This is a genomic window from uncultured Desulfovibrio sp., assembly GCF_949282365.1.
GTDB lineage: Bacteria > Desulfobacterota > Desulfovibrionia > Desulfovibrionales > Desulfovibrionaceae > Desulfovibrio.
The window spans coordinates 1-26,444 of sequence record NZ_CASDOY010000006.1; the positions used below are offsets into that span (position 1 = coordinate 1).

Genomic DNA, 26,444 nt, shown 5'->3' on the forward strand with positions numbered 1-26,444 from the left:
GCAGGAAGCTACGGGCATCGACAGCAACGCGCGACCGGATGGCGGCCGGCAGGCCGTGCCCGTTGCGACGCAGGAAGCTACGGGCATCGACAGCAACGCAAAGGGGTCCCTTCCCCCTCAAGACAAAACGTCCCGGGTCCTGAGCCTAACGGTCTTCCAGCAGGCGCATGATGGCACGGAACAGGGCCCGGCGCGCATGGGGCGGACGTGCGGCGTCCTCCCGGCGGGCCCTGGAGAGCAGCGCTTCCAGCTCCGTGCGTCCGCCGCTGTCGCCATCGGGCCAGGGAAAGGCCGCCAGCAGGGCGTCCAGTTCCCCGTCCGTGGCGGTGAGCAGCCGTTCGCGCCACTGTTCGGCCAGATGCAGGCGGGCGGCATCGGCCTGCTGGCCGTTCTTGCGGGCCTCGATGGCTTCGGCCAGGGGGCCGGCGTCCACCTCGCGCATGAGACGGCCGATGAACTGCAGCTGGCGGCGCTTGCCCTCGCGATTGCTGATGCGGGCATAGAGGCGCAGGGCCTCCAGCAGATCGGGCGTCAGGGGCAGCCTGTCCAGCTCGTTGGGGGGCAGTTTGGTCAGCTCGGCGCCCAGTTCCTGCAGGGCGGTACTCTGGCGTTTTTTGGCCGAGCGGCTGGGCTGCTCGGCGGCTTGCTGCCCGTCGCTCTCCGCATGCCACTGATACTGTTTCTTGCGCGGCATCTTAGAGCACCACGCCCAGGATGACGCCCACCAGCACCAGGGGCGAGATGATGCCGTTGAGGGTGAAGAAGACCATGTTCACCCGGCTGAGGTCCTGCGGCCGCATCAGATGATGTTCCCAGAACAGGATGAGGGAGACGCCGGCCCAGAGCACATACCAGGGCCAGGACAGGCCGGCGGCCAGACCGGTCAGCAGGAGGAAGATGGAGGTCACCGCATGGGAGAAGCCGGCGATGGCCAGGGCCGTGTCGGGCCCGTGGAGCGCGGGCACGGAACAGAGGCGGAAGGCCACGTCGAAATCATAGTCCTGGAAGGAATAGTAGATGTCGAAGGCGCCCACCCAGAAGGTGACGGCGAAGAAGAGCATGATCGGGCCGAGGCCCAGGCTTTCGGGATGCACGCTCAGGGCGCCGGCCAGCGGGGCCAGGCCCAGGGTCGCGCCCAGCCAGAAGTGGCAGATGGCCGTAAAGCGTTTGGTCAGGCTGTACACGGCGGCGAAGATCAGGGCGGGCAGCGACAGGATGAGACAGACCATGTTGATGGCCGCGCAGGCGCCCACGAAGATGGCGGCCATGACCAGGGAGAAGATCCAGGCCTGGCGCACGCTGATCTCGCCGGTGACCAGCTGCCGCCCGGCGGTGCGGGGGTTCTCGCGGTCGAAGGGCAGGTCGAAGATGCGGTTGATGCCCATGGCGAAGGAGCGCACGCCCACCATGGCGACGGTCAGCAGGGCGAGCTTGTCCCACGGCGGCAGGCCGCCGGCGGCCATGACGGCCCCGGCCCAGGCGTAGGGCAGGGCGAAGATGGAATGCTCGATGCGGATCATGCGGCAGAAGGACACGAAGCCGCGCAGGGAAAAACGGCCGCACAGCTTGCAGGAGGGGCGGCGGAAGGAGGGCGGCGTCACATGGGGCAGGGGGAATCGGGCCAGTTTCATCGGGGATTAACCTCCACAGTCGGCGGGATCGCCGTGCAGCTTGTCCAGGGCATGGGGCAGGGCGGGCAGGACGGCTTCCAGGTTTTCCAGCACGGCCTTGCGGCTGCCGGGCAGATTGATGATGATGCTCTGCCCCAGCACCCCGGCCACAGCGCGGGAGATGGCCGCATGGGGCGTCTTGGTCAGGCTGGCCTGCATCATGGCCATGCTGAAGCCGGGCAGGGGATAGTCCAGCACGGAGGCCGTGACCTGCGGCGAGATGTCGCGCGGGCCCACGCCCGTGCCGCCGCTGGTGCAGATGATGTCATAGCCCTGGTCCAGGGCCAGATCCGTCAGCAGGGCCCGCAGCTGCACCGCGTCGTCGGGCAGCAGGAAGCCCTGGCTGTGGCACAGGGGCAGGGCATCGGCCACCAGGGCGGCCATGGCCGGGCCGCTGGTATCGTCGCGCAGGCCCTGCGAGCCCTTGTCCGAGAGCGTCACCCAGGCCAGGGCGCGCCCCGTGCGGCGCGTCTCCAGGCTGGTCTCGCCCACGGGCAGGTCCACCAGGGCGCGGGTCATCAGGCACTGCAGGGCGTGGCCGCCGTCATCGGCGGGCAGCCAGCAGCGCCCCGTGACGCGCAGCAGTTCCATATCGTTCGCATCATACAGGCCGGTGCCCACGGGCAGGAAGGGGCACTGGCGCACCAGAGGGGAAGCCAGACGATGGCTGGGCATCCCTGCGACCCGGGCCACGGACAGGGGCATGAGGCCCCCGGCGGAACAGGCGCGCAAGGCAAGGGAAAGTTTCATGCATCCTCCACGAGCTGCCGGAACGGCAGACAACGGGCGCTATTGTAGCGGCAAGCACAATAAGTTACAAGGACGGCAGCCGTGCGCCGTCCCCGGCCCGGCCAGATCCCGCAAAGGAGTTTCCATGTCCACCACCCGCAGCCAGGACCAGACGCAGCATCTGCATGTGCTGGGGACCGGCAAGATGCCCGAATTGCAGGGCGGCCCCAGCACGGCGCTGCTGGAATCCTTCCCCAACCGTTATCCCCGGCGTCCGTACGTCATCAGCATCACCTTCCCCGAATTCACCTCCCTGTGCCCCGTGACCGGCCAGCCGGACATGGGCACCATCAGCGTGGAGTACATCCCGGACCGGCTGTGCGTGGAATCCAAGAGCTTCAAGCTGTACATGTTCGCCTTCCGCAATCACCAGTCCTTCATGGAGACCATCACCAACACGGTGCTGGAAGACCTCTGGACCGTGCTCGAACCCTGCTGGTGCCGCGTCAAGGGCCTGTTCGTGCCCCGGGGCGGCACGCGCATCCATGTTTTCGCCGAGCAGTTCAAGGAGATGCCGCAGGAACAGGATGTTGCCGTGCGCGCCGCCGTGCAGGCCTGGCGCATGGAGAGCGATCCGCACAGACCGTGAACGGGGCGTCCGGCCGGCAGCAGGTGAGCATCGGCCTTGCCCGCTGCCTGGCGGCAGGCCCTCCTGCCGTGTCCCGCACGCCCGGAGCCGGTCCCGCCGGACCGGCGCGTGCCTTTTTATAAGGATGGATCCATGAGCCCTTCCGCGCATGGCACTGCCGCCTGCCCCCCAGCCGGCGGCCGCCTGGCCCGTACGGCGGGCATGCTGGCCCTGTTCACCCTGCTGTCCCGCGTGCTCGGGCTGGTACGGGACACGGGCATGGCCTGGCTGGTGGGCTGCGGCCCGCTGGCCGACGCCCTGGTGGCCGCCCTGCGCCTGCCGCATCTGCTGCGCCGCCTGCTGGGCGAGGGCTCCCTGTCCATGACCCTGACGGCCTGGCTGGTGCGCCGGGATGGTGCCCGGGAGAGCGGTGCGCTGCTGCCCGCCCTGGCCGCGGCCCTGTTTTGGCGGCTGGCGCTGGCACTGGGCGCCCTGGTGCTGCTGGGCATACTGGCGGCGCCGCAGCTGCTGGCCTGCCTGGCCCCCGCCCTCACGCCCGATGCCCTGGCCGGGGGCAGCCGCCTGCTGCGCCTCTGCCTGCCCTATGTGCTGCTGGCCGGGCTGGCGGCCCTGGGCATGGCGGTGCTGCACTGCCGCGAGATCTTCTGGCTGCCCGCGCTCTCGCCGCTCCTGTTCAACGGGGTGGTCATCAGCGCCATGCTGGGCGGCTGGATGCTCGGGGGCACGGCGGCCGTCCCCGTGGCCCTGGCCGCGGGCATGAGCCTGGGCGGGCTGGCGCAATGGCTGGCCCAGTGGGGCTATGTCCGCCGCGTCCTGCCCGCGGCGGCCCCGCCGGATCCCGCCGCCATGCCTTCCGGGCGCGAGCTCTGGGCCTGCCTGGGGCGTCTGCCCCTGGGGCTGCTGGGCGCGGCCGCGCCGCAACTGGTCATGCTGGCGGCCATGGGCCTGGCCGCGGGCAGCCAGATAGCGGGCCTGTACTATGCCGAACGCCTGCTGGAACTGCCCCTGGGCCTGATCGGCGTCTGCCTGGGCATGGCCAGCCTGCCGCGCCTGAGCCGTCTGGCCGGAGAAAAAGATTTCGGGACCTTCCGGCGCGATCTGGCCCTGGCCCTGCGCTGGGGGACGTTGCTCTCCCTGCCTGCCGCCGCCGGTCTCTGGGCCGTGGCCCCCTGTCTGGTGGAGGCCCTGCTGCATCACGGGCAGTTCGATGCCGCGGGCGTGCGGGCCGTGACCCTGGCCCTGTGGGCCTATCTGCCCTGCCTGCCCGCCTGCGCCCTGAGCCGTTGCCTGCTGGCGGGCTGCAACGCCCTGGGGGCCGTGCGCCTGACGGCCGCCTCGGCCCTGCTGGCACTGCTATTTGCACTTGCAGGCGGGGCGGGCCTGTTACATAGTATGGCAAGGGACATGAATGTCTGCCTTCCTGCCGCGGCGGCCAGCGCGGCCCTATGGCTGCAGGCACTCTGCCTGTGGCGGGGCCTGCGTCTGCGCCTGCGGCCGTACCTGCCCGGGACCTGCCTGCTGGACAGGCAGGCCGTCGCGCGCCATGCTCTGGCCGCTCTGGCGGCAGCGGCAGCGGCGCTGGTCGCGCTGCGTCTGTGCGGCATGCCCTGTCCCCTGCAGGGAGCGTTGTCCGCCGTACCGGTGCTGCTGCCCGGCCTGCCCGTGGCGGTGCCCCTGGCCCTGGCCATCGCGGCCGGCTGTCTGGTCTGGGCATGCGTCCTCGTGTTGTGCGGGGATGCGGATGCGCGCACGCTGCTGCACAGGCTGCGCGCCAAACTTCAAGGAGATTCCCGCTCGTGAAGCGGTCAGATTTCGTGCTTTTTCTGGCCAGGTACCGCCGCTGGGTGGCGCTGGCCTGCTGGCTTTTGGCCGTCCTGCTGTTTCTGGCGCAGGCCGCCTGGAACATCACGGCCGAGCGCAATGCCGCCCAGAACCGTCTGGAAAGCGAAGCGGGCCGGATCGCCAGCCGTTTTGCCCATCTCCTGAGCCTCAACGGCGATATCGCCGGATCGTCCGCGGCGGCCCTGGTGACCGGGCTCATGGAAGACCAGCGCCTCTACGCCGTGACGGTGCAGGTGGCGGACAGCCTGTTCACCGGCCAGCGGCGCAACCGCCACTGGGAAGCCGTGTCCTGGGACGGGGAGATCACGGCCGACACCGTGCAGGGCATGAGCCCCCTGCGCCGTGAGGGCCAGCCCGTGGGCTCCGTGGAGGTCTATCTTTCCCGGCGGCTCATCGAGGAAGGCATGGATCAGGTCGTCCGGCGCGAAGGCTGGCGTTTCGTCCTCAACATCCTGCTGCTCAGCCTGTTCCTGGGCGCTTTGTACTGGCACTGGGGCGATCTGGCGCTGCTGCGGGGCCTGTACCGCCGCTGTTTGCGGCGGGAGCCTGTTGCGGAGGCCGCTGCCGCGGGCGGTCCGGCCCCTGACGGCCCGCACGGCGCGCATGCCGGCGCGGAGGCAGCGGCTGCCCTGCCGGTGGACGCCATGCAGGGCCGGCGCTTCCAGAAGCGGCATCCCGAGACCTGGCATCTGACCGCGGCCCTGTTCCGGCAGAGCTTCGCCCACGCGCCCACCCTCATGCTGCGCCTGTATGCGGAAGACGAAGCGGCGGGCCTGTGCCATCTGGGGCGGATGCTGGTCAGCGCGGCGCCCTGTCTGGGGGCCGCCCGCCTGGAGGAGAGCGCCCGCGAGATGTGCCGGGCCCTGGAAGATCCGGCGTGCGAGGAACGCGCGCTGGCCGTGGAGCGCTGCGCCGCGGAGCTTGAAGACGTTTTGCAGGCCCTGTCCGGGGCCGCCGTGAAATAAGGAGAGAATATGGGCTTTTTTTCCGCAGTGAAAAAGTTTTTTGGCGGGGGCGCCGAGGAAGTGAAAGAAACGCAGGTCGCGACCGCAGAGAAGGACGCGGCCGCTGCCCCTGCTGCCCCGGAGACGCCTGCCGCTGCTGCCGGGAGCGCCGTGGCGGAGCCGGAAAGCGCTCCGGAAGCGGCACTGGTCCCGGCCGCTGACGCTGGCCCTGCTCCTGCGCAAGACGCATCTGCGGACGAAGTGCCGGAAGACGTGGCAGCACCTGCCGCCGGAGAAGCCGGACAGGCGCAGCCCGATGCGGAGGCCGCTGTTGCCGGTGGCGAGCCCGCGATGGACGAGGCCGCCGGGAGCGCGGTAGCCGCTGCCGGGACCGCCGCAGGAGAGAGCGGGAGCGTCGGGGCTGTCGCGATGGACGTGACACCTGCCTGCCGGCCTGTGGCGTCCGAAGCTCCGGCGGAAGCCGGGGCCGCCGCTGCGGCGGTAGAGCCCGTGACGGTAGCCTGGGGCCCGGCGCCGCAGGATGCGCCGCCCGTGGTGGCTGAAAGCGAAGCTGTTGCCGGGGCGGATGAGGCTCCGGCGGCTGCCGCGGACGACGGGCTGCCCCAGACCGAAGCGGACGCTTCGGGAACGGCTGCCGGGGCTGGGGTGGCGGAAGGAACTCCCGATGACGTTGCTGCGGAAGCCGTCGCTCCCGCACAGGAGGACACCGCTTCGGACACGGCGGCCCCTGGGGCCGACGCCCCGGAAGCCGGAGAGGCTGAGGGCTGCGCGGCACCGGTCAGCGAAGATGCGGCTCCCGCAGCCGCTGTGGCAGAAGGTCTTTCCGAAGCGGCAGAGGCCCTGCCTGGAACAGGGGAGGCCGCTGCTGTGACCGCCCCCCTTGCGGATGCTGCCCGTGAAGAGGGCGAAGCGCCGCTGTCCGTGGAAGCGTCGGAGGCCGCCGTCGGTGTGGCTGATGCCGCTGCCGGTGACGATAGGGCCGCCGCCATGTCCATGGTATCCGACGAAGCGGCGGAAGGGACCGTCGATGCCGGGACGGAGGCCGCTGGAAAAGATGATGCCGCCGGGACGCAGACCGCGCAGGAGGGAACGGCCCGCGAGGATGCTGGCGAAGGGGCGGAAGAAGCGTCCGGCGCGGCTGCGCCCCGTCGCAGCTGGTGGCAGCGCATCTTCGGGAGCGATGAAGACGCGGCCCGGCCGGAAGCTGCGGCCCAGGCTGGCGGAGCGGGGCAAATTCCCGCTGCTGCGGCGCAGGGCACGGTCGAAGAAGTGCGTCCCGAAGCCGTTGAAGCTGCCGAAGCCAAAGCGGAACTTGACGAAAGCGCCGCCGCAGCCCCCGAAAACGCCGGGCAGGGACCTCTGGCCGGCGCGGAAGAAAGTGTGGCGGGCGCCGCTGCCGCCACGGCGGAACAGGGCGGGGCCGCTGCTGATGTCATGCCCGGGGCGGCCCTTGCGGCCACTGCTGCCGCGGCCAAGGCCGCCACGGCCGAACGTCCCGCGGCCCCCGCGCTGGATGCCTGCGGCCTCGATCCGGCCCTGGCCCAGTCCCTGATCCTGCGTCTGCGCGAGGCCGAGCCGCGCCTTTCCGTCTGGCTGGGCATCGTGCTGGAAGGGGTGGAAGAAGCCGGGGACGAACTCTGGAAGCGTCTGCGCTTCCTGCTGCGTTCGCTGGATGCGCCCGCCGCCGAAGTGGACGCTTTCGTGGATGACTTCCGCGGCTGGCTGGAGCGCATGGAATATGTGCAGCTGGACGAATTCCGTTCGGAACTGCAATACCGTCTGACCCTGGCCCTGGACATGGAGGACGAGGAGGACGAACGCAGCCGCCTGTTCCTCAAGATCAGCGAGGGCCTGAGCCGCACCCGCGAGCAGTTCTCCCGCCGTCTGGACAGCCTGTTCAGCAGTCATGGCGAACTCGACGAAAGTTTCTGGGAAGAGCTGGAAGAACTCTTCATTATGGCCGACCTGGGCTACGAGCCTTCGCTGGAGCTGGTGGAGCGCCTGCGTGAACGGGCCCGCAAGGAGAACGTGACCCGCGTGGAAGACGTGCGCGGCCTGCTCATGGCCGAGGTGGACGAGATCTTCCGCCTGCCGCGCCGCATCAGCGCCGTGAACCCGCCCGAGGTGGTGCTCTTCATCGGCGTCAACGGCGTGGGCAAGACCACCACCATCGCCAAGCTGGCCCACCGTGCCCGCATGCAGGGCAAGAAGGTCATGATCGCCGCGGCCGACACCTTCCGCGCGGCCGCCATCGAGCAGCTGCAGGTCTGGGCCGAGCGCGTGGGCGCGCTCTTCCACTCCCGTCCCGCCGGCTCCGATCCGGCCTCGGTGGCCTACGAAGCCATGGACCGTGCCCTGGCCGAAAAGGTGGACATCCTCTTCGTGGATACGGCCGGTCGCCTGCAGACCAAGGTCAACCTCATGGAAGAACTGACCAAGATCCGCCAGGTGCTGGGCAAGAAGCATGAAGGCGCGCCGCACCGCTGCGTGCTGGTCATCGACGCCACCACCGGACAGAACGCCCTGTCGCAGGCCAAACTCTTCAAGGAGGCCGCGGGCGTGGATGAACTCATCCTCACCAAGCTGGACGGCACGGCCAAGGGCGGCGTGGCCATCGCCGTGGCCATGCAGGAAAAGCTGCCCATCACCTATGTGGGCCTGGGCGAAAAGCTCGAGGACCTGCGCCCCTTCAATGGCGAGGACTACGCCCGCGCCCTGCTGGGCGGGCTGGAGCAGGGCAGGTAGGGGCCGCCTTGAGGGATCGGGCCGGGGAGCGGGAGAGGGCTTTTCCCGGCGGGCGGATCGTCACAGGAGCGCAACGCGGGCAGGATGCCCTTTTCCCGTGGCCGTCCGGCAGCCGGGAGATGAGCGAACTCTTTTGGGGCGGTGGTTCATGAGGGCCACCGCCCTTGCTCTTTTTTATGGGGCAGCCGGGGAACGTCCCCCTCTTCGCCTTTTCCCTGGCCGCAAGGATGCCGGCGGAGCCGCGGGCTTGTCTTCCGCCGTCCGTCCGGCTGGTCCGTCCCGGTCCCCGGCGGCATGGGAGGGGATCCTGCTCATGCCGCGGATGATGCCGGCGTGCCTGTCCCCTGCGGTTGGCGGCCCTTCCGTGCGATCGCATTTTTTTTGCATTGCAGGAAAAATGTCATGAAATATCCCGGCCGGTTGCGCCCGGTGACAGGACGCGACAAAAAAATCGCGCCGCCAGGCAAAAAAAGATGCGCTGCCGTGAAAAAAACTTGACGCGTCCTGCCATTCCGGCTAGAAGAAACCTCGCCTTGAGCAACAAGGCTGTTCCCTGGACGGCAGGGAAGGACAGGTCGAGCCTGTCCTGATGCACCCAAAGCGGTCGCTCCGCGGCGGGTTTTGACATGTGCAGGCGTTACCAGATGCCGAGACAATGTCGAGCCGTTCCAGCCCACACAGCGGATCCCACCTGGCGATCAGGTGACCCCGGGCTGTAAAGGTAAGGGGGGATGTTCCCCCATTTGGTGACCCTGCGGGACCACCCTCGTCACTGCTTCAGTCAGTGACAGGCCTGGGCTACGCCGGGAAGCATCACACGGATGATGCAGGCACGCTCAGGCGTCCGTACCTTCCGATACATCTGATTCCTTCAGATCCTGTGATGTGCGCTGATCCAAGCGCTTTTCTTCCCCAAGTTGTTGCCCAGTCTCCCCAACGGGTGAGGCCGACCTTCGGGCCCGTGGTTTTTGGCCCGCGAAAAGCTGTTAAGAAACCTGTGCCGAACCCAACCGGCCAGGATTTTTCAAACGGAGTAGGCAACAATGACGACAGTTAGCAGTGATCGCATTCGGATCAAGCTCAAAGCCTACGATTACCGCATCCTGGACAAGGCTGTTGCGGAAATCGTGGATACGGCGCGCAATACCGGTGCCGGTGTGGCCGGGCCCATCCCGCTGCCCACCAATATTCACAAGTACACCATCCAGCGTTCCGTGCATGTGGACAAGAAGTCCCGTGAGCAGTTCGAAATGCGCATCCACAAGCGGCTTATGGACATCCTTGAACCCACGCAGCAGACCGTTGACGCCCTCGGCAAGCTTTCCCTGCCCGCTGGCGTGGACGTTGAAATCAAGCTCTAGTGAGAGGCAGTCATGGCTGAGAAAATGGGAATTTTGGGTCGTAAACTTGGTATGACCCGCATTTTTGCCGGCGACGGCGCCGCTGTGCCCGTCACGGTGATTCAGGCCGGGCCCTGCCCCGTCACCCAGGTGAAGACCGTTGAGACCGACGGTTACAACGCCCTGCAGATCGCGCTGACCGAAGACAAGGAAAAGCACGTCAGCAAGGCCATGAAGGGCCACTTCGCCAAGGCCGGCACCGGCCTGTACCGCGAACTGCGCGAGATCCGCCTGGAAAATGCGCCTGAAATGGAACCCGGTCAGGAACTGACCGTGGAAATGTTTGCTACCGGCGACGTGGTCAAAGTGACCGCCAAGAGCATCGGTAAGGGCTACCAGGGCCGTATGCGCCGTTGGAACTTCGCCGGTTCCAAGGATACGCACGGTTGCGAAAAAGTGCACCGTAACAACGGCTCCATCGGTAACAACACCTTCCCCGGCCACGTGTTCAAGGGCCGCAAGATGGCTGGCCATTGGGGCAACGAAACCGTGACGGAAATGGGCCTGACGATCGTTGACGTGCGTCCTGACGACAACGTCATCCTGATCAAGGGTTCCGTGCCCGGCCCCAAGAACGGGCTGGTGCTGATCCGCAAGCAGTAGAGGAAGCACAACAATGGCTACCGTGAAAGTTTATGACCAGAACAAGCAGGAATGCGGCGAACTGACGCTTTCCGCCGACGTGTTTGAAGTTGAGGCTCGCCCCGAGATCCTCAACCTCGTGGTGCGTGCCCAGATGGCCGCCAAGCGCGCTGGCACCCATATGGCCAAGACCCGCGCCTTCGTTTCCGGCGGCGGCGTGAAGCCCTGGAAGCAGAAGGGCACCGGTCGCGCCCGTTCCGGCTCCAACCGTTCGCCCGTGTGGCGTGGCGGCGCCATCGTGTTTGGCCCCCAGCCCCGCGATTACAGCTTCAAGGTCAACAGCAAGGTGCGCGCCCTGGCCATGAAGATGGCCCTGTCCAGCCGCCTGGCCGCTGAAGACCTGATGGTGGTCAAGGGCATCGAGCTGCCCGAAGCCAAGACCAAGCACTTCGCCAAAGTGGCCGGTACCCTGGGCCTGAACAAGGCCCTGATCGTGACCGCCGAGGAAAGCGAAGCCCTGACCCGCTCCGCCCGCAACATCCCCGGCATCACGCTGACCACGCCTGATCGCCTGAGCGTGCTGGAGATCCTCCGTCACAAGCAGCTGGTCCTGCTGGAAGGCGCCGTGGCGCCCGTGCAGGCCCGCTTTGAGAAATAAGAGGGGCAACTCATGGAATTCACCCAGGTCCTTATCAAGCCCCTGCTGACGGAAAAGACCACCCTGCTCAAGGATGCGTCCCGTCAGGTGGCTTTTTATGTTCATCCCCGCGCCAACAAGCTTGAGATCAAGCAGGCCGTGGAAAAGGCTTTTGATGTGAAAGTGGAAGCGGTCAACGTGGTCCGCAAGGCTCCCGCCAACCGGGAACGCCAGGGTCGCGTGGTGGGCCGCAAGCCCGGCTGGAAAAAGGCCTATGTGACCTTGCGCCAGGGCGATAAAATCGAGTTCTTCGAGGGAGTGTAACATGGCTGTCCGTAAGCTGAAACCGACCTCCGCCGGGCGTCGTTTCCAGACGGTTTCCGACTTTGCGGAAATCACCCGGACGACCCCTGAGAAGTCGCTCACCGTGGGCCTGACCAAGAAGGCCGGTCGCAACAACCGCGGCCGCGTGACCAGCCGTCGCCGTGGCGGCGGTGTGAAGCGCCTGTACCGCATCATCGACTTCAAGCGCAACAAGTTCGGCATCGCCGCCAAAGTCGCGCACATCGAATACGACCCCAACCGTACCGCCCGTATCGCCCTGCTCCACTATGTGGACGGCGAAAAGCGCTACATCATCGCTCCTGTGGGTCTGAAGCAGGGCGACGTGGTGCTGGCCGGTGACGGCGCCGACATCAAGCCCGGCAACGCCATGCAGATGTCGCGCATCCCGGTGGGTACCGTGATCCACAACGTCGAGCTGTACCCCGGCAAGGGCGGCCAGCTCTGCCGCGCCGCTGGCACCTATGCCCAGCTCGTGGCCAAGGAAGGCAAGTACGCCCTGCTGCGCCTGCCCTCCGGCGAAGTCCGCAAGGTCCTGGCTTCCTGCGTCGCTACCGTGGGCCAGGTGGGCAACATCCAGCACGAAAACATCTCGCTGGGCAAGGCCGGCCGCAACCGCTGGCTGGGTCGCCGTCCCCAGGTGCGTGGTGTGGCCATGAACCCCATCGACCATCCCCTGGGCGGTGGCGAAGGCCGCAGCTCCGGTGGTCGTCATCCCGTGTCGCCTTGGGGTATGCCTGCCAAGGGCTTCAAGACCCGCGACAAGAACAAGGCTTCTTCGCGCCTTATCATCAAGCGCCGCGGCCAGAAGTAGGAGTAGCAGATGCCCAGATCTTTGAAGAAAGGGCCGTTCATTGACGGCCATCTGATGAAAAAGGTTGACGCTGCGGTGGCCAGCAATGACCATCGCGTGGTGAAGACCTGGTCGCGCCGCTCGACCATCCTGCCCGAAATGGTGGGTCTGACCTTTGCGGTGCACAATGGCAAAAAGTTTGTGCCGGTGTTCGTGACCGAAAACATGGTGGGTCACAAGCTGGGCGAATTTTCGCCCACCCGTACCTTCCACGGCCATGCCGCCGACAAAAAGGCCAAGGCCGGCAAGAAGTAGGGTAGAGATATGGAATCCAAAGCTATCGCGAAATTCCAGCGCGTGTCGCCCCGCAAGACCCGCCTTGTGGCCAAGAACGTGCAGGGCAAGGGTGTGGAAGAAGCCATGAACATTCTGCGCTTCACCCCCAACAAGCCCGCCGGCGTGCTGCTGAATGTGCTCAAGAGCGCCGTGGCCAATGCCTCCCAGCTGGGTGGCGTGAACGTGGACGCCATGGTCATCAAGGAAGTCATCGTGAACGAAGGCCCCACCTGGAAGCGCTTCATGCCCCGCGCCCAGGGCCGTGCCACCAAGATTCACAAGCGTACCAGCCACGTTACCGTTATACTCGCAGAAGGGCAGGAATAGGCTATGGGTCAGAAAGTTCATCCGTTTGGCTTCCGGCTGGGGTACAACAAGAACTGGCAGTCCCGCTGGTTCAGCAAGAAGGACTACCCTGCCTTTGTGTTTGAAGACAGCAAGATTCGCGCCTATGTGAAGAAGCTCCTCTATCATGCGGGGCTGGCCAAGATCGAAATCGAACGCGCCGGCGGCAAGATCCGTCTGATCCTGTCCACGGCCCGTCCCGGCATCGTCATCGGCCGCAAGGGCGTGGAAATCGAAAAGCTGCGCGGCGATCTCCGCCAGAAGTTTGGCCGTGAGTTCTCGCTGGAAGTGAATGAAATCCGCCGTCCCGAAGTGGAAGCCCAGCTCGTGGCCGAAAACATCGCCCAGCAGCTGGAACGCCGCGTGGCCTTCCGTCGCGCCATGAAGCGCACGGTGTCCATGGCCCGCAAGTTCGGCGGCGAAGGCATCAAGGTGACCTGCTCCGGTCGTCTGGCGGGCGCTGAAATCGCCCGTACCGAATGGTACCGTGACGGTCGCGTGCCGTTGCAGACCCTGCGCGCCGACATCGACTACGGTTTTGCCGAAGCGCACACCACCTACGGCATCATCGGTGTCAAGGTGTGGATCTACAAGGGTGAAATCCTTGACAAAGAGGTTGATCAGTAATGCTCGCGCCCAAGAAAGTTAAATTCCGTAAATGGCAGAAGGGCCGCCTGCGCGGCCTGGCCAGCCGCGGCGCCACCATCGCCTTTGGTGATATTGGCCTGAAGGCCGTGCAGCACGGTCATTTGTCCAGCCAGCAGATCGAAGCCGCCCGTATCGCCATGATGCGTCACATCAAGCGCGGCGGCAAAGTCTGGATCCGCGTCTTCCCTGACCGCCCCGTGACCGCCAAGCCTCTGGAAACCCGTCAGGGTTCCGGTAAGGGGGCTCCGGTGGGCTGGTGCGCTCCGGTCAAGCCCGGCCGCGTGCTGTATGAAATCAAGGGCGTCAGCCTTGACCTGGCTCGCGAGGCTCTGACCCGCGCCGCCCACAAGCTGCCCGTGAAGACCATCATCGTGGTGAGGGAGGGCCTGTAGTATGGCTGCCAAGAAGAACGAAAAAGCCGCCATGGCCACTGCCGCCGAGCTGCGCGACATGAGCGTCGAAGAGCTGCGTGCCAAACTGGCCGAACAGCGCGAAGAACTCATGACGGCCCGTTTCAAGCATGCCACCGCGCAGCTTGAAAAGACTTCCGAGCTCAAGGCCATGCGCCGTCAGGTGGCTCGCATTTCCACCGTTTTGACTGAAAAGGAATAGAGGGGCTGAACCATGCAAGCTCTGGAAAACCGCAAGGGCAGAACCCTCACCGGTATCGTTGTCAGCGACAAGAACGACAAGACCATCGTCGTGCGCGTTGAAACGCTGGTGAAGCATCCTCTGCTCAAGAAGTATGTGAGGCGCCGCAAAAAGTTCACGGCTCATGATCCCATGAACGAATGCGGCATGGGCGACAAGGTTAAAATCGTGGAGTTCCGCCCCATGTCGCGCAACAAGCGCTGGCATCTGGTCTCCATCATCGAAAAGGCTGTGTAGGGTAGAACCATGATCCAGGTAGAATCGACGCTTCAGGTGGCCGACAACAGCGGCGCCAAAAAGGTGGCCTGCATCAAGGTGCTCGGCGGTTCCCATCGCCGTTACGCTTCCGTGGGCGACATCATCGTCGTCTCCGTCAAGGAAGCCATGCCCCACAGCAAGGTCAAGAAAGGCGACGTCATGAAGGCCGTTATCGTGCGCACCGCCAAGGAAGTGCGCCGCATGGACGGCTCCTACATCAAGTTCGACGGCAACGCCGCTGTCCTGCTCTCCAACCAGGGCGAACCCGTGGGCACCCGTATCTTCGGACCCGTCGCCCGTGAGCTGCGCGCCGCCAACTTCATGAAGATCATTTCGCTTGCCCCCGAAGTGCTGTAGGAGATGACTATGAAAACGTATCGCATCCGCAAGGACGACAAGGTGATGGTCATCACCGGCAAGGACGCGGGCAAGATCGGCAAGGTGCTCAAGGTCCTTCCCAAGAAGGATCGCGTGCTGGTGGAAAAGGTCAATGTGGCCAAGCGCCATATGCGCCCCAACCCCTATGCCCAGCAGCCCGGTGGCATCGTGGAAAAGGAAATGCCCATCCACGTGTCCAACGTGATGGTGGTGTGCTCCGCTTGCGCCAAGCCGACCAAGGTGGGCTACAAGTACATTGAGTCCGAAGGCAAGCAGAAAAAAGTGCGCTTCTGCAAGAAGTGCAACGAAGTTATGGAATAAGGTGATACGATGACACGCCTTGAAAAGATTTATAGAGAGAAAGTGGTTCCGGTACTGCAGAAGGAGTTCAACTACTCCTCCTCCATGCAACTGCCCGGCATCGAGAAGATCTCTCTGAACATCGGTCTCGGCGCCGCCAGCCAGAACAACAAGCTGATGGAAGAAGCCGTGGCGGAACTGACCGCCATCGCCGGACAGAAGGCCGTGGTGACCCGCGCCAAGAAGTCCATCGCTTCCTTCAAGCTGCGTGAAGGCATGCCCATCGGGGCTCGCGTCACCCTGCGCAAGGATCGTATGTGGGACTTCCTGGACAAGCTGATGAACTTCGCCCTGCCCCGCGTGCGTGACTTCCGCGGTATCCCGGACCGTGGTTTTGATGGTCGCGGCAACTTTACCCTGGGCATCAAGGAACACACCATCTTCCCCGAAATGGAAGCTGACCGTGTGGAAAACCCCAAGGGCATGAACATCACCATTGTCACCTCGGCGACCACGGACAAGGAAGGCAAGTTCCTTCTGGACCAGCTGGGCATGCCGTTCCGCAAGTAGGAGTAGAGCTATGTCCCGTACCGCTCTTGAAGTGAAGGCTTCCCGCAAGCCCAAATTCAGCTCCCGCGCCTACAACCGCTGCCCCATCTGCGGGCGGCCCCGGGCCTTCATGCGCCAGTTCGGCATCTGCCGTATCTGCTTCCGCAACATGGCCCTGCGCGGCGAACTGCCCGGTGTGCGCAAATCCAGCTGGTAAGCGCATCCCGACAGATCTGAACGATGGAGGGACTCCGCAAGGGGTCCCTCTTTCTTTTCGTGCATCTGTGTCCGGGCGGGCGGGGCGCTGCGTGCCTTTTATGGTGGTAGCAAGCACCTGTCAGGGCGGTGTGTGTTCCTGTAGTGGCGGCAGCTGCCTGTCAGGACGGGGCAGGGAGCTGCTGGCCGTCCCGGTGTGTGTGGGGGGCTGGTGTTCCGGGCCGCCGGCAGGAGAGCGGAGCGCCGTGCCCGAGGCCTGCCCGGAGACCGGCACGCTTTACGGCGCTGTTCGCCCCGCGGTGGGGAGGGGACTCGCTCCGCTCAAAGGGTGGACGCATGGCTTGCGGCCCACGCTTTCCCGGCAGGTCTGGCCCGCCGCTTCCATGCGGGGGGCGCCGCTTTGCCGGTCCGGCGGCAGGGGAGCGGAGCGCCGTGCCTGCGGACCTGCCCGTAGGCACGGCTCCGGTGCCGTGACCGGGCGCCGTGGCTCTGTGGCGTGCGTTCCCGTCCGGGCGCGACGTCGTTCGTCACCGGCCTGGAGCCGGGCCCGGTTCCCCGGGGCGGAACGGGCGGGTCGCGGCAAAAAAATCATTGCCTTTTGGCCCGGCTTGGGATATGGACTTTCGATTGTGTGCGGGAAGTGGCGGCATGGGGCCGCTAACCCCTCACGAAACCAACCTTAGGAGCTATCGATGTTGACAGATCCTATTGCGGATATGCTGACCCGTATCCGCAACGCACATTTGGCCCTGCACAAGGAAGTGAATGTGCCGCGCTCGAAGATGAAAGAAGCCTTAGCCGCCATCCTCAAGCAGGAAGGTTACGTCGAAGACGTGGCTATCGACGACCGCAACATTACCATCACGCTGAAGTACCAGAAGGGCAAGGCCGTCATCTCCGGCCTGAAGCGCGTCAGCACCCCCGGTCGCCGCGTGTATGTGGGCGCTCACCAGATCCCCAAAGTGCAGAACGGCCTCGGCATTTGCATTCTGTCCACGTCCAGCGGCGTGCTGGACGGCATGACCGCCCATGAAAAGAAGGTGGGCGGCGAACTTCTGTGTGAAATCTGGTAGGGGTGCGCCATGTCTCGTATCGGCAAACAGCCCATTACCGTCCCCGCTGGCGTTGAAGTCAAGATCGGGACGGATGTTGTGGAAGTGAAGGGCCCCAAGGGTACGCTGCATACCCCTGTGTGCAGCCTGCTGCATTATGACCTCACCGACGGTGTGCTGACCCTGACCCGCGTGGAAGACAACCGTCACAGCCGTGCCCAGCACGGTCTGCGCCGCACCCTGCTCGCCAACTGCATCGAAGGCGTGACCAAGGGCTTCTCCAAGTCCCTGGAAGTGATCGGCGTGGGCTACCGCGTTGCCGTCAAGGGCAACCTGGTGGAACTGTCCGTGGGCTTCTCCCACCCCGTGCTGGTGGAACTGCCCGAAGGTATCCAGGCCAAGGCTGAAGGTCAGGTCCTGACCATCAGCGGCGCCGACAAGGAACTGGTGGGCGAAATGGCCGCCAAGATCCGTCGCATCCGCAAGCCCGAACCTTACAAGGGCAAGGGCATCAAGTACACCACCGAGACCATCCGCCGCAAGGTCGGTAAGTCTGGCGGTAAGAAGTAGGTAGGGATTGCGTCATGAAACTTACCAAGAATGAATCCCGTCAGCGCCGCAAGGTCCGCATTCGTAAAAAAGTGCAGGGTACTGCCGAGCGTCCGCGTCTGGTGGTCTACCGTTCCAACATGCACATCTACGCTCAGATCGTGAATGACCAGGAAGGCGCCACTCTGGTTGCCGCCTCCACCCTCAGCCTTGCCAAGACCGAAGCCGGCATGCACTGCAACCTGGCCGGCGCCGAGAAGGTGGGCATGGAAATCGCCCGTCTTGCCAAGGAAAAGAACATCACCCAGGTGGTGTTCGATCGCAACGGGTACCTCTATCACGGTCGCGTGAAAGCCGTCGCCGACGGCGCCCGCGAAGGCGGCCTGGAGTTCTAATATGCGTCAGGAAAATACCGAAACCAAACAGAACGAATTGGGCGAAATCGAAAAGATCGTCTCCCTCAACCGCGTGGCCAAGGTGGTCAAGGGCGGTCGCCGTTTCAGCTTCAGCGCCCTCGTGGTGGTGGGTGACGGCAAGGGTGGCGTGGGTTACGGCCTGGGCAAGGCCCAGGAAGTGCCCGAAGCCCTGCGCAAGGCCACTGAACGCGCTCGCAAGAACCGCGTGCAGGTTCCTCTGGTGGAAGGCACCCTGCCTTACGAAGTGCTGGGCCGCTTCGGCGCCGGTCGCGTCATGCTGAAGCCCGCCTCCGAAGGTACCGGCATCATCGCCGGCGGCGCCGTGCGTGCCGTCATGGAAGCCGTGGGCGTGCGTGACGTCCTGGCCAAGGCCATCGGCACCAACAACCCCCATAACGTGCTGCGTGCCACCATGCAGGGCCTGATCTCCCTGCGCAGCGCCGACGAAGTGTCCGAGCTGCGTGGCAAGAAGCTTGAAGCCCCGAGGAAGTAGTCATGGCTGAAATCACGGTCAAACTCGTGCGTTCCCGCATCGGCACCACGCCGGCCCAGCGCCAGCTGCTGGACTCCCTTGGCCTCAAGCGTCGCGAACAGGTCAAGACGTTCAAGGACACCCCGGCCATCCGGGGCATCATTGCCAAAGTTTCGCACCTTGTGGCCCTGGTGGACTAGTCCACGGCCGCAGGAGGAGTATATATCATGCAACTGCACAATCTCTTTCCCTTCCCGGAAGAGCGCAAAACCCGCCGTCGCGTGGGCCGTGGTTCCGGTTCGGGCCTGGGCTGCACCTCCGGCAAGGGTAACAAGGGTCAGAATGCCCGTGCCGGCGGCGGCGTGCGTCCCGGCTTCGAAGGCGGCCAGATGCCCCTGCAGCGTCGTCTTCCCAAGCACGGCTTCAAGAACTATCCCTTCAAGGTGACCTACGACGTGATCAACCTGGACCGTCTGCAGGAAGCCTTCGAAGGCAAGAGCGAGATCACCCTGGACGACATCTACGCCCGCGGCCTGGCCCGTCTGGGCGCGCCCGTGAAAGTGCTTTCCCGCGGCGAAGTGAAGTCGGCCCTCAAGGTGGAAGCTCACAAGTTCAGCCAGGCCGCTGCGGAAAAGATCCGCAACGCCGGCGGCGAAGCCACCGAACTTGAAGCTGCGCAAGCGGCTGAGTAACCATGCGCCATGCCGGCAACGGCAGGCGGACGTCTTTACCCCGCGCCGGAATGGGCGCGGGGTAAAGACGCTCCCGCGCATAGCGTCCCTTACAGCGTAAAAGGTAACGAGTGATTCATGGCATCAACATCGGCTAATCCTCTCGGACAATCTTCCCTGGCCAAGCGCCTGGGCTGGACCTTCCTCCTCCTGTGCTGCTACAGAATCGGGGTCCATGTGCCCATCCCCGGCGTGGATGCCGCGGCCCTTGCCGCGTACTTCAAGAGCCTGTCGGGAACCTTGTTCGACATGTTCGACATGTTCTCCGGTGGCGGCCTGTCCAACGTGTCCGTCTTCGCTCTGGGCGTCATGCCCTACATCTCGGCGTCCATCATCATGCAGCTCTTGCAGGTGGTGAGCCCCGACATCAAGCGCATGGCCAAGGAAGAAGGCCAGGCCGGACGCCGCAAGATAACCCAGTACACCCGTTACCTGACCGTGCTGATCACCCTGGTGCAGGGCCTGTTCATTTCCATCGGGCTCGAATCCATGACCAGCCCCGACGGCACGCCCATCGTGCTCAACGCGGGCTGGCAGTTCCGCATGGTGACCATGGCCACCTTCACGGCGGGCTCCATGCTCGTCATGTGGCTGGGTGAGCAGATCACCGAGCGCGGTATCGGCAACGGCATCTCCCTGATCATCTTCTGCGGCATCGTGGTGGGCATCCCGCGCGGCATCATGCAGTCTATGGACCTCATCAAGTCCGGCAGCATGAGCATCTTCCTCGCGGTCATCATCGTGCTGCTCATGGCCGCCGTGCTGACGGCCATCGTGTTCGTGGAGCGTGCCCAGCGCCGTATCCCCATCAGCTACGCCAAGCGCCAGATCGGACGCAAGATGTTTGGCGGCCAGAACACGCACCTGCCCCTGCGCGTCAATACGGCGGGCGTCATCCCGCCCATTTTCGCCTCGTCGCTGCTGCTGTTCCCGGCCACGGTGGGCCAGTTCTCCACCAATGAATATGTGCGGATGGTCACGGACTTCTTCGCGCCGCACGGCATCCTCTACAATGTGCTCTATGTGGTCCTGATCTTCTTCTTCTGCTACTTCTACACGGCCATCATCATCGATCCCAAGGACATGGCCGAGAACCTGAAGAAGAACGGCGGCTTCGTCCCCGGCATCCGCCCCGGCGAACGCACCCAGGAATACATCGACACGGTGCTCTCGCGCCTGACCCTGAGCGGCGCGGTGTACATTTCGGCCATTTCGCTGCTGCCCATGCTCATGATCGCCAAGTTCAACGTGCCGTTCTACTTTGGCGGCACCAGTCTGCTGATCCTTGTCGGCGTGGCCATGGACTTCATGAATCAGGTCGAATCCCACATGATCTCAACCCAGTACCAGGGGTTGATGAACAAGGCGGCCCGCAAGGGCGGCCGCATGTAATTCTGGCAAAGCGAGCTGGAAGTCATGAAAAAGTATCAAGGCGCATTCATTAAAAATGAGCGGGAGATCGCCTGCCTGCGCGAGGCCAACCGGATGGTGGCCAACATCCTGGACGCCATCGGCGACATCGTGAAGCCGGGCGAAACGACCATGCGCTTTGAAGAACTGGCGCGCGACATGTGCGCCGATTATAAAGTGAAACCGGCCTTTCTGGGTTATTACGGCTACCCCTACGCCACATGCTGCTCGGTCAACGAGCAGGTGGTCCACGGTTTCCCCTCCCCGCGGCTGCTTGAGGAAGGGGACATCGTCAGCGTCGACATGGGCGTGGTCTTTGACGGTTTTGTGGGCGACGCTGCGCGCACCTTCCCTGTGGGCAAGGTGAGCGAGGAGGCCTGCAAGCTCATGCGCGTCACGGAAGAAAGTCTGTACGTCGGCATCGAGCAGGCGCGGGCGGGCAACGATGTCTATGCCATCGGGGCCGCCGTGCAGGACTATGTGGAAGCCGCCGGTTTCAACGTCGTGCGTCAGTATGTGGGCCACGGAGTGGGCGCCAAGATGCACGAAAAGCCGGAAGTCCCCAACTATCGCCCCGGCGGCCGCGGGCTGACCCTGCGCAACGGCATGGTCATCGCCATTGAGCCCATGGTCACCGCCGGCAGTTACGAGGTGGACGTTCTGGAAGACAAATGGACTGCTGTGACACGCGACCGCCAGCTGGCTGCGCATTTTGAACACAGCGTAGCCATCACTCCGGCCGGGCCGCGCATCCTGAGCATTTCGGATCGCGGCCTGAACCGGACGACAATTGGTTGTTGACAGAGCAGGTAAAGATGGATAAAGGTTTCTGTTCCCGCCGCTAACGGGCGGTGAGCAGCCGTATTGACCGGGTTTGTGTTGTGCTTCCGGCAGCGGCAGACCTTGGTCACGCAGAGCCGTATGGCTTTGCCACTCACTGGAGACGAATCATGAAAGTCAGACCTTCCGTCAAAAAAATATGCCCCAAGTGCAAGGTGATCCGGCGCAAGGGTGTTCTTCGAGTGATCTGCGAAAACCCCCGGCACAAGCAGCGCCAGGGCTAGGGCAGGAGACGTACTGTGGCGAGAATTGCAGGTGTTGATTTGCCTCGTGGCAAACGTGTGGACATTGCGCTCACCTATATCTATGGCATCGGCCGTGCGACGGCCCTGCAGATCCTGAGCACCACCGGTGTGAACTGGGAGCGCAACATCGATGATCTTTCCGCCGACGAAGTGAACGAGATCCGTAAGGAACTCGAACAGAACTACAAGGTGGAAGGCGACCTCCGTCGCGAGATCTCTACCAATATCAAGCGCCTCATGGACATCGGCTGCTTCCGTGGCCTGCGTCACCGTCGTGGTCTGCCCGTGCACGGCCAGCGCACCCATACCAACGCGCGTACCCGCAAGGGTCCCCGTCGCGGCGTCGTGGGCAAGAAGAAGTAGGGCGCATTCTTTTTCACGCGAATTTAGCCAGATTGAGGTAACATCATGGCCAGACCCAAGAAAGTGGTCAAGAAAAGAGAAAAGAAGAACGTGCCCGTGGGCATCGCCCACATCCAGGCTTCGTTCAACAATACCATCATCACCTTTACGGACACGCGCGGCAACGCCATCAGCTGGGCCTCTTCCGGCCAGAGCGGTTTCAAGGGTTCCCGCAAGTCCACCCCCTTCGCCGCCCAGGTTGCCGCCGAAACTGCCGCCCGCAAGGCCCAGGACAACGGCATGCGCACCGTGGGTGTGTATGTGAAGGGCCCCGGCTCCGGCCGTGAAGCCGCCATGCGCGCCATTGCCGCTGTTGGCTTCCGGGTTGCTTTCATCCGCGACGTCACGCCCATCCCCCACAATGGCTGCCGGCCGCCCAAGCGCCGTCGCGTGTAGTTGGCTGCCCGCGAGGCAGTGGTAATCAACGCAAGAGGATTCTTCAAATGGCCAAATATACTGAAGCCAAATGCCGCATTTGCCGTCGCGAAGGCTGCAAGCTCTTCCTGAAGGGCGACCGCTGCTTTACCGACAAGTGCGCCTATGATCGCCGTCCCTACGCTCCTGGCCAGCATGGCCGTGCGCGTAAGAAAGTCAGCGAATACGCCGTCCAGCTGCGTGAGAAGCAGAAGACCCGCCGCAGCTACGGTATCCTGGAAAAGCAGTTCCGCGGATACTTTGAAAAGGCTGAAATGCAGAAGGGCGTCACCGGTACCAACCTGCTGGTGATCCTGGAACGCCGTCTGGACAACGTGGTGTACCGTCTCGGTTTCGCCAACTCCCGCAACCAGGCCCGCCAGCTGGTGCGCCACGGCATCTTCACCCTCAATGGCCACAAGGTGACCATCCCCTCGCTGCAGGTGCGCGTGGGCGATACCATCGAAGTGCCCGAAAAGAACCGCAAGATCCCCGTTCTGGCCGAAGCCCAGGAAGTCATCGCCCGCCGCGGTTGCCCCGCCTGGCTTGAAGCCGACGGCGCCGCCTTCAAGGGCACCGTCAAGGCTCTGCCGCAGCGTGACGACATCCAGTTCCCGGTCAATGAACAGCTGATCGTTGAACTTTACTCGAAATAAGCGGGGGCTTCATGCTTATCAAACAGGGCGAACGCCTTATCAATGCGCGCAACTGGAACGAGCTCGTCAAGCCCGACCAGATCCTGCGCGACGAAGACACGGCCAGCAGCACGCACGGCAAGTTTGTTTGCGAACCGCTGGAGAGAGGTTACGGCACCACTATCGGCAATGCCATGCGTCGTGTGCTGCTCGCCTCCCTGCAGGGTGCTGCCTTTGTGTCTGTGAAGATTACCGGCGTGCAGCATGAGTTCACCACCATCCACGGCGTCCTCGAGGACGTGACCGACGTGGTGCTGAACATCAAGCAGGTGCGTCTGCGCATGGACACGGACGAACCGCAGCGCCTGACGCTTCGCGTGGACAGCAAAGGGCCTGTTACGGCCGCCCAGATCCAGGCCAACCAGCATGTGACCGTACTCAATCCCGAACAGCACATCGCCACCCTCACCGAGGATGTGGTGCTGGAAATGGAATTTGAAGTGCGCATGGGCAAGGGCTATGTGCCCGCCGACATGCACGAAGGTCTGGCCGATGAAATCGGTTTGATTAAGCTGGACTCCTCCTTCTCGCCGGTGCGCAAGGTCGCCTACACCGTGGAACAGGCCCGTGTCGGTCAGATGACCAACTACGACCGCCTGATCCTCGAAGTGTGGACCGACGGCTCGCTGACCCCTGAAGACGCCATCGCCTACAGCGCCAAGATCATCAAGGACCAGATCTCGGTGTTCATCAACTTCGATGAACGTGTTTCCGGCGACATGCGTCACGGCAGCAGCGACAGCGGCGAGACCAACGAGCATCTCTTCAAGAGCATCGACGATCTTGAGCTTTCGGTGCGCGCCACCAACTGCCTGCGCAGCGCCAATATCGCGCTGGTGGGCGAGCTGGTGCAGCGTTCCGAGGCTGAAATGCTCAAAACCAAGAACTTCGGCCGCAAATCTCTGGACGAGATCAAGGAAGTCCTGCACGACATGGGCCTTGATTTCGGCATGAAGGTTGACGGTTTCGAAAAGAAATATCAGGACTGGAAAAGGAAGCAGCAAAATGAGGCATAGCAATTCCGGCAAAAAACTTTCGCGGACGCCTGCGCACCGTAAGGCCCTGTTGCACAATCTCGCCAAGGCGCTGCTTATCCACGGCCGCATCCGCACCACCGAAGTGAAAGCCAAGGAACTCCGCGGCGTTGTCGAGCCGCTGATCTCCCTGGCCAAGCGCAACGACCTGCACTCCCGCCGTCTGGCGTACCGTGTGCTGTGCGACTACGCTCTGGTTAAGCGCCTGTTTGACGAAATCGGCCCCCAGTTCGCCGGTGTGCCTGGTGGTTACACCCGCGTGCTGAAGCTGGCCATGCCCCGCAAGGGCGACAATGCTCCCATGGCCATCATCGAACTGACCCGCCTGCCCGAAGCCAAGACGGAAGCTCCCGCCAAGGCTGAAAGCGCCGAGTAGTTCCGCCGACCATGTCCGGTCTGACCGGACCACGGGAAACGAACACAAGGGCCCCCGCAAGGGGGCCTTTTTCGTTGCCGCGCCGGGGAGCGATGGCGCGCGAGCCTTTACGTCACGGCCCGCACAGTTTTCCCTGTGTCCTCCCTGCCTTCCTCCTCCCGCATCTCGTCGCGTGCCGTCGCGTTGTGCCTGACTCCCCGTCCTGCGGAGCCAGCGACCATCTTCCCGCGCCGGAGCGGGGCTGCCCAGGGAGGGGGGCTTGCCCCCAGTCCCCCGCTTTCACGCCGCGTAGGCCCTGCCTTCCCATCCTGCGGAGGCCGGGGACATCTCCCCGTGCCGGAGACGGGCTGTGCGGCGAGCGTACCTTGTCCCTGACGGGCGCGTTTTGAAGGGAGTGGGGGAGCCCGAGGGGGCGAGGGAAACTTTCTGGCGCGAGGGAAAGTTGCCCTCGCCCCCTCGAAAAAAGCTTCCCCGTGCCCGGCGACTTGCCAGCGCGGCCCTTTCATGGCATGGACGGCCTGTCCGCCCGGTGCGCCGCATGCGCCGTTTGCCCGGCGGGATGCGCGGTCCCCGGCAAAAGGTCTGCCCGCCTTGTCCGGCGCGGACGGATATTTTTCATTTCAACAAAGCGAGGTTCGTATGAAGTTGCTGGAAAAGGCCCGGGCCGCCGGTTGAGCGGCAAAAATGGCTCCAGGGGCCCTGGAGCAGCTTTTGTGCGGCCTGGCTCCCCGCGGATCCGCGGCTCTGGAGCAGCGCGTCATCGCCGGGCGCGCCCGCAACGAGGACGCCGTGGTGGTGCGCATGCCCGCGGGCAAGGCCATCGTGCAGACCGTGGACATCCTGGCGCCCATCGTCAACGACGCCTTCTGGTTCGGCCGCATCGCGGCCTGCAATGCCCTGTCGGACGTCTATGCCCTGGGCGGCCAGCCCTGGTGCGCCATGAACGTGGCCTTTTTCCCCACCTGCCTGACGGAGCACGATCCCGAGAACATCCTGGCCAACATCCTGCGTGGCGGCATGGATGCCCTGGAAGAAGCGGGTGCGGTGCTGGCCGGCGGGCATACGGTGCAGGACGACGAACTCAAGTACGGCATGGCCGTGACCGGCATCATCGACCCGGAACATGTGGCGTCCAATGACCGGCTGCGTCCCGGGCTGCGCCTGCTGCTGACCAAGCCGCTGGGCACCGGCATCCTGGCCACGGGCGTCAAGGCGCGCTGGGAAGACCACGAGGAAAGCGAGGCCCTGCTGCAGCGCTGGTGCGGTCGTCTCAACCGCATCCCCGGCGAGGCCATCGCGCACTTCCGCATCCCGGCGGCCACGGACGTCACCGGTTTCGGGCTGGGCGGGCATCTGCTGGAAATGGCGCAGGCCTCGGGCGTCTGCGTGGCCGTGCAGGCCGAGGCCCTGCCCCTGTTGCCCCACGCCCTGGACTATGCCCGCATGGGCCTGATCCCGGCGGGCAGCCATCTGAACCGCAAGCATTGTGCTCCGGCGGTGCAGGTGGCGCCCACGGTGGACGAGGCGGTGGAAAGCATCGCCTTCGACGCCCAGACCTCGGGCGGCATCGTGCTGGCCGTGGAGGCCGGAGAGCTGGCCACGGTGCGCGCCTGGCTGGAGGAGCGCGGCGAGCTGGCCGTGGAGATCGGCGAAGTGCTGGAGGCGCGCACGGACGCCATCCATCTGCTGCTGCGCTAGCCGAGGTGCCGCGTCTGCGCGGGACGACGCCCGTCTGCAGGGGGGGCCGGCGCTCCAGACATTGCCTTCCAGACC

The 26,444-nt window shown here is 64.5% G+C and carries 37 protein-coding genes; 34 read left to right on the forward strand and 3 right to left on the reverse strand.

Features of this window, described 5'->3' with window-relative positions; all coding sequences use genetic code 11:
* Window positions 1–145: 145 nt before the first annotated feature.
* The 3 genes from yjgA to Q1X76_RS03045 form a co-directional block, all read right to left on the reverse strand.
* A complete protein-coding gene (yjgA, locus tag Q1X76_RS03035) occupies window positions 146–694 on the reverse strand; it encodes a ribosome biogenesis factor YjgA (protein WP_300718066.1) in 549 nt (182 codons plus the stop codon).
* Between the two features lies 1 nt (window position 695).
* Window positions 696–1,520: a 4-hydroxybenzoate octaprenyltransferase gene (locus Q1X76_RS03040; protein WP_300718108.1), complete on the reverse strand. Its 825-nt coding sequence runs from the start codon at window positions 1,518–1,520 to the stop codon at window positions 696–698.
* Window positions 1,521–1,637: 117 nt separating this feature from the next.
* Complete coding sequence (locus Q1X76_RS03045) at window positions 1,638–2,420, reverse strand: MogA/MoaB family molybdenum cofactor biosynthesis protein (protein ID WP_300718067.1); 783 nt, start codon at window positions 2,418–2,420, stop codon at window positions 1,638–1,640.
* 124 nt (window positions 2,421–2,544) lie between these two features.
* Here Q1X76_RS03045 and queF point away from each other — a divergent pair, with 124 nt between their 5' ends.
* The 34 genes from queF (at window position 2,545) to selD (ending at window position 26,369) form a co-directional block, all read left to right on the forward strand.
* Window positions 2,545–3,048, forward strand: a complete 504-nt coding sequence (gene queF, locus Q1X76_RS03050) for a preQ(1) synthase (RefSeq protein WP_300718068.1) — start codon at window positions 2,545–2,547, stop codon at window positions 3,046–3,048.
* A 132-nt stretch (window positions 3,049–3,180) separates the two neighbouring features.
* Window positions 3,181–4,848 carry a murein biosynthesis integral membrane protein MurJ gene (gene murJ / locus Q1X76_RS03055; RefSeq protein WP_300718069.1) on the forward strand — a complete coding sequence of 556 codons (1,668 nt, stop codon included), beginning with the start codon at window positions 3,181–3,183 and terminating at the stop codon, window positions 4,846–4,848.
* Window positions 4,845–5,855: a hypothetical protein gene (locus Q1X76_RS03060; RefSeq protein ID WP_300718070.1), complete on the forward strand. Its 1,011-nt coding sequence runs from the start codon at window positions 4,845–4,847 to the stop codon at window positions 5,853–5,855. The genes murJ and Q1X76_RS03060 overlap by 4 nt, the downstream gene beginning before the upstream one ends.
* Window positions 5,856–7,289: 1,434 nt before the next feature.
* On the forward strand, window positions 7,290–8,600 hold the full coding sequence (ftsY, locus tag Q1X76_RS03065) for a signal recognition particle-docking protein FtsY (RefSeq protein ID WP_300718109.1): 1,311 nt from the start codon (window positions 7,290–7,292) through the stop codon (window positions 8,598–8,600).
* A 1,043-nt stretch (window positions 8,601–9,643) separates the two neighbouring features.
* Window positions 9,644–9,961: a 30S ribosomal protein S10 gene (gene rpsJ / locus Q1X76_RS03070; RefSeq protein WP_006008400.1), complete on the forward strand. Its 318-nt coding sequence runs from the start codon at window positions 9,644–9,646 to the stop codon at window positions 9,959–9,961.
* 12 nt (window positions 9,962–9,973) lie between these two features.
* Window positions 9,974–10,603 carry a 50S ribosomal protein L3 gene (gene rplC / locus Q1X76_RS03075; protein WP_300718071.1) on the forward strand — a complete coding sequence of 210 codons (630 nt, stop codon included), beginning with the start codon at window positions 9,974–9,976 and terminating at the stop codon, window positions 10,601–10,603.
* 13 nt (window positions 10,604–10,616) lie between these two features.
* Entirely contained in the window at window positions 10,617–11,240 is a 624-nt protein-coding gene (gene rplD / locus Q1X76_RS03080) for a 50S ribosomal protein L4 (protein ID WP_300718072.1), read from the forward strand.
* Between the two features lie 12 nt (window positions 11,241–11,252).
* Window positions 11,253–11,543, forward strand: coding sequence for a 50S ribosomal protein L23 (rplW, locus tag Q1X76_RS03085; protein ID WP_300718073.1), 291 nt, complete (start codon window positions 11,253–11,255; stop codon window positions 11,541–11,543).
* A gap of 1 nt (window position 11,544) precedes the next feature.
* A complete protein-coding gene (gene rplB, locus Q1X76_RS03090; protein WP_300718074.1) occupies window positions 11,545–12,375 on the forward strand; it encodes a 50S ribosomal protein L2 in 831 nt (276 codons plus the stop codon).
* A gap of 9 nt (window positions 12,376–12,384) precedes the next feature.
* Complete coding sequence (gene rpsS / locus Q1X76_RS03095) at window positions 12,385–12,669, forward strand: 30S ribosomal protein S19 (RefSeq protein WP_006008410.1); 285 nt, start codon at window positions 12,385–12,387, stop codon at window positions 12,667–12,669.
* Window positions 12,670–12,678: 9 nt separating this feature from the next.
* Window positions 12,679–13,017, forward strand: a complete 339-nt coding sequence (rplV, locus tag Q1X76_RS03100) for a 50S ribosomal protein L22 (RefSeq protein WP_006008412.1) — start codon at window positions 12,679–12,681, stop codon at window positions 13,015–13,017.
* Window positions 13,018–13,020: 3 nt separating this feature from the next.
* The gene (gene rpsC, locus Q1X76_RS03105; protein WP_006008414.1) at window positions 13,021–13,662 is read left to right on the forward strand and encodes a 30S ribosomal protein S3; all 642 of its coding nucleotides are present in this window, start codon (window positions 13,021–13,023) and stop codon (window positions 13,660–13,662) included.
* On the forward strand, window positions 13,662–14,075 hold the full coding sequence (gene rplP / locus Q1X76_RS03110; protein WP_300718075.1) for a 50S ribosomal protein L16: 414 nt from the start codon (window positions 13,662–13,664) through the stop codon (window positions 14,073–14,075). Before rpsC ends, rplP begins: the two co-directional genes overlap by 1 nt.
* Window position 14,076: 1 nt before the next feature.
* On the forward strand, window positions 14,077–14,295 hold the full coding sequence (gene rpmC, locus Q1X76_RS03115; protein WP_006008419.1) for a 50S ribosomal protein L29: 219 nt from the start codon (window positions 14,077–14,079) through the stop codon (window positions 14,293–14,295).
* A gap of 12 nt (window positions 14,296–14,307) precedes the next feature.
* Complete coding sequence (gene rpsQ / locus Q1X76_RS03120) at window positions 14,308–14,571, forward strand: 30S ribosomal protein S17 (RefSeq protein ID WP_006008421.1); 264 nt, start codon at window positions 14,308–14,310, stop codon at window positions 14,569–14,571.
* 9 nt (window positions 14,572–14,580) lie between these two features.
* On the forward strand, window positions 14,581–14,949 hold the full coding sequence (gene rplN / locus Q1X76_RS03125) for a 50S ribosomal protein L14 (protein ID WP_006008423.1): 369 nt from the start codon (window positions 14,581–14,583) through the stop codon (window positions 14,947–14,949).
* A 9-nt stretch (window positions 14,950–14,958) separates the two neighbouring features.
* On the forward strand, window positions 14,959–15,291 hold the full coding sequence (gene rplX / locus Q1X76_RS03130) for a 50S ribosomal protein L24 (RefSeq protein ID WP_040369827.1): 333 nt from the start codon (window positions 14,959–14,961) through the stop codon (window positions 15,289–15,291).
* Window positions 15,292–15,300: 9 nt separating this feature from the next.
* Window positions 15,301–15,840, forward strand: a complete 540-nt coding sequence (rplE, locus tag Q1X76_RS03135) for a 50S ribosomal protein L5 (protein WP_006008426.1) — start codon at window positions 15,301–15,303, stop codon at window positions 15,838–15,840.
* 10 nt (window positions 15,841–15,850) lie between these two features.
* On the forward strand, window positions 15,851–16,036 hold the full coding sequence (locus tag Q1X76_RS03140) for a type Z 30S ribosomal protein S14 (RefSeq protein ID WP_006008429.1): 186 nt from the start codon (window positions 15,851–15,853) through the stop codon (window positions 16,034–16,036).
* 691 nt (window positions 16,037–16,727) lie between these two features.
* A complete protein-coding gene (gene rpsH, locus Q1X76_RS03145; RefSeq protein WP_006008433.1) occupies window positions 16,728–17,108 on the forward strand; it encodes a 30S ribosomal protein S8 in 381 nt (126 codons plus the stop codon).
* A gap of 9 nt (window positions 17,109–17,117) precedes the next feature.
* Window positions 17,118–17,657, forward strand: a complete 540-nt coding sequence (gene rplF / locus Q1X76_RS03150) for a 50S ribosomal protein L6 (RefSeq protein WP_300718076.1) — start codon at window positions 17,118–17,120, stop codon at window positions 17,655–17,657.
* A gap of 14 nt (window positions 17,658–17,671) precedes the next feature.
* Complete coding sequence (gene rplR, locus Q1X76_RS03155; protein ID WP_006008437.1) at window positions 17,672–18,031, forward strand: 50S ribosomal protein L18; 360 nt, start codon at window positions 17,672–17,674, stop codon at window positions 18,029–18,031.
* A 1-nt stretch (window position 18,032) separates the two neighbouring features.
* Window positions 18,033–18,545 (forward strand): 30S ribosomal protein S5, encoded by a 513-nt coding sequence (gene rpsE / locus Q1X76_RS03160; protein WP_300718077.1) that lies wholly within the window; start codon window positions 18,033–18,035, stop codon window positions 18,543–18,545.
* Between the two features lie 2 nt (window positions 18,546–18,547).
* Window positions 18,548–18,724 carry a 50S ribosomal protein L30 gene (rpmD, locus tag Q1X76_RS03165; protein WP_300718078.1) on the forward strand — a complete coding sequence of 59 codons (177 nt, stop codon included), beginning with the start codon at window positions 18,548–18,550 and terminating at the stop codon, window positions 18,722–18,724.
* 27 nt (window positions 18,725–18,751) lie between these two features.
* Window positions 18,752–19,216 (forward strand): 50S ribosomal protein L15, encoded by a 465-nt coding sequence (rplO, locus tag Q1X76_RS03170; RefSeq protein ID WP_300718079.1) that lies wholly within the window; start codon window positions 18,752–18,754, stop codon window positions 19,214–19,216.
* Window positions 19,217–19,333: 117 nt separating this feature from the next.
* Window positions 19,334–20,647, forward strand: coding sequence for a preprotein translocase subunit SecY (gene secY, locus Q1X76_RS03175; protein WP_300718080.1), 1,314 nt, complete (start codon window positions 19,334–19,336; stop codon window positions 20,645–20,647).
* A gap of 24 nt (window positions 20,648–20,671) precedes the next feature.
* The gene (gene map, locus Q1X76_RS03180) at window positions 20,672–21,466 is read left to right on the forward strand and encodes a type I methionyl aminopeptidase (protein WP_300718081.1); all 795 of its coding nucleotides are present in this window, start codon (window positions 20,672–20,674) and stop codon (window positions 21,464–21,466) included.
* Between the two features lie 149 nt (window positions 21,467–21,615).
* Complete coding sequence (gene rpmJ, locus Q1X76_RS03185) at window positions 21,616–21,729, forward strand: 50S ribosomal protein L36 (protein ID WP_005027799.1); 114 nt, start codon at window positions 21,616–21,618, stop codon at window positions 21,727–21,729.
* A gap of 15 nt (window positions 21,730–21,744) precedes the next feature.
* Complete coding sequence (gene rpsM / locus Q1X76_RS03190; RefSeq protein WP_040369828.1) at window positions 21,745–22,113, forward strand: 30S ribosomal protein S13; 369 nt, start codon at window positions 21,745–21,747, stop codon at window positions 22,111–22,113.
* A gap of 45 nt (window positions 22,114–22,158) precedes the next feature.
* Window positions 22,159–22,548: a 30S ribosomal protein S11 gene (rpsK, locus tag Q1X76_RS03195; protein WP_006008449.1), complete on the forward strand. Its 390-nt coding sequence runs from the start codon at window positions 22,159–22,161 to the stop codon at window positions 22,546–22,548.
* Between the two features lie 47 nt (window positions 22,549–22,595).
* Window positions 22,596–23,222, forward strand: coding sequence for a 30S ribosomal protein S4 (gene rpsD / locus Q1X76_RS03200; RefSeq protein ID WP_006008451.1), 627 nt, complete (start codon window positions 22,596–22,598; stop codon window positions 23,220–23,222).
* Between the two features lie 11 nt (window positions 23,223–23,233).
* The gene (locus Q1X76_RS03205; protein WP_300718082.1) at window positions 23,234–24,277 is read left to right on the forward strand and encodes a DNA-directed RNA polymerase subunit alpha; all 1,044 of its coding nucleotides are present in this window, start codon (window positions 23,234–23,236) and stop codon (window positions 24,275–24,277) included.
* Complete coding sequence (gene rplQ, locus Q1X76_RS03210) at window positions 24,267–24,671, forward strand: 50S ribosomal protein L17 (protein WP_300718083.1); 405 nt, start codon at window positions 24,267–24,269, stop codon at window positions 24,669–24,671. The genes Q1X76_RS03205 and rplQ overlap by 11 nt, the downstream gene beginning before the upstream one ends.
* 639 nt (window positions 24,672–25,310) lie before the next feature.
* Entirely contained in the window at window positions 25,311–26,369 is a 1,059-nt protein-coding gene (selD, locus tag Q1X76_RS03215; protein WP_300718084.1) for a selenide, water dikinase SelD, read from the forward strand.
* Window positions 26,370–26,444 lie beyond the last annotated feature (75 nt).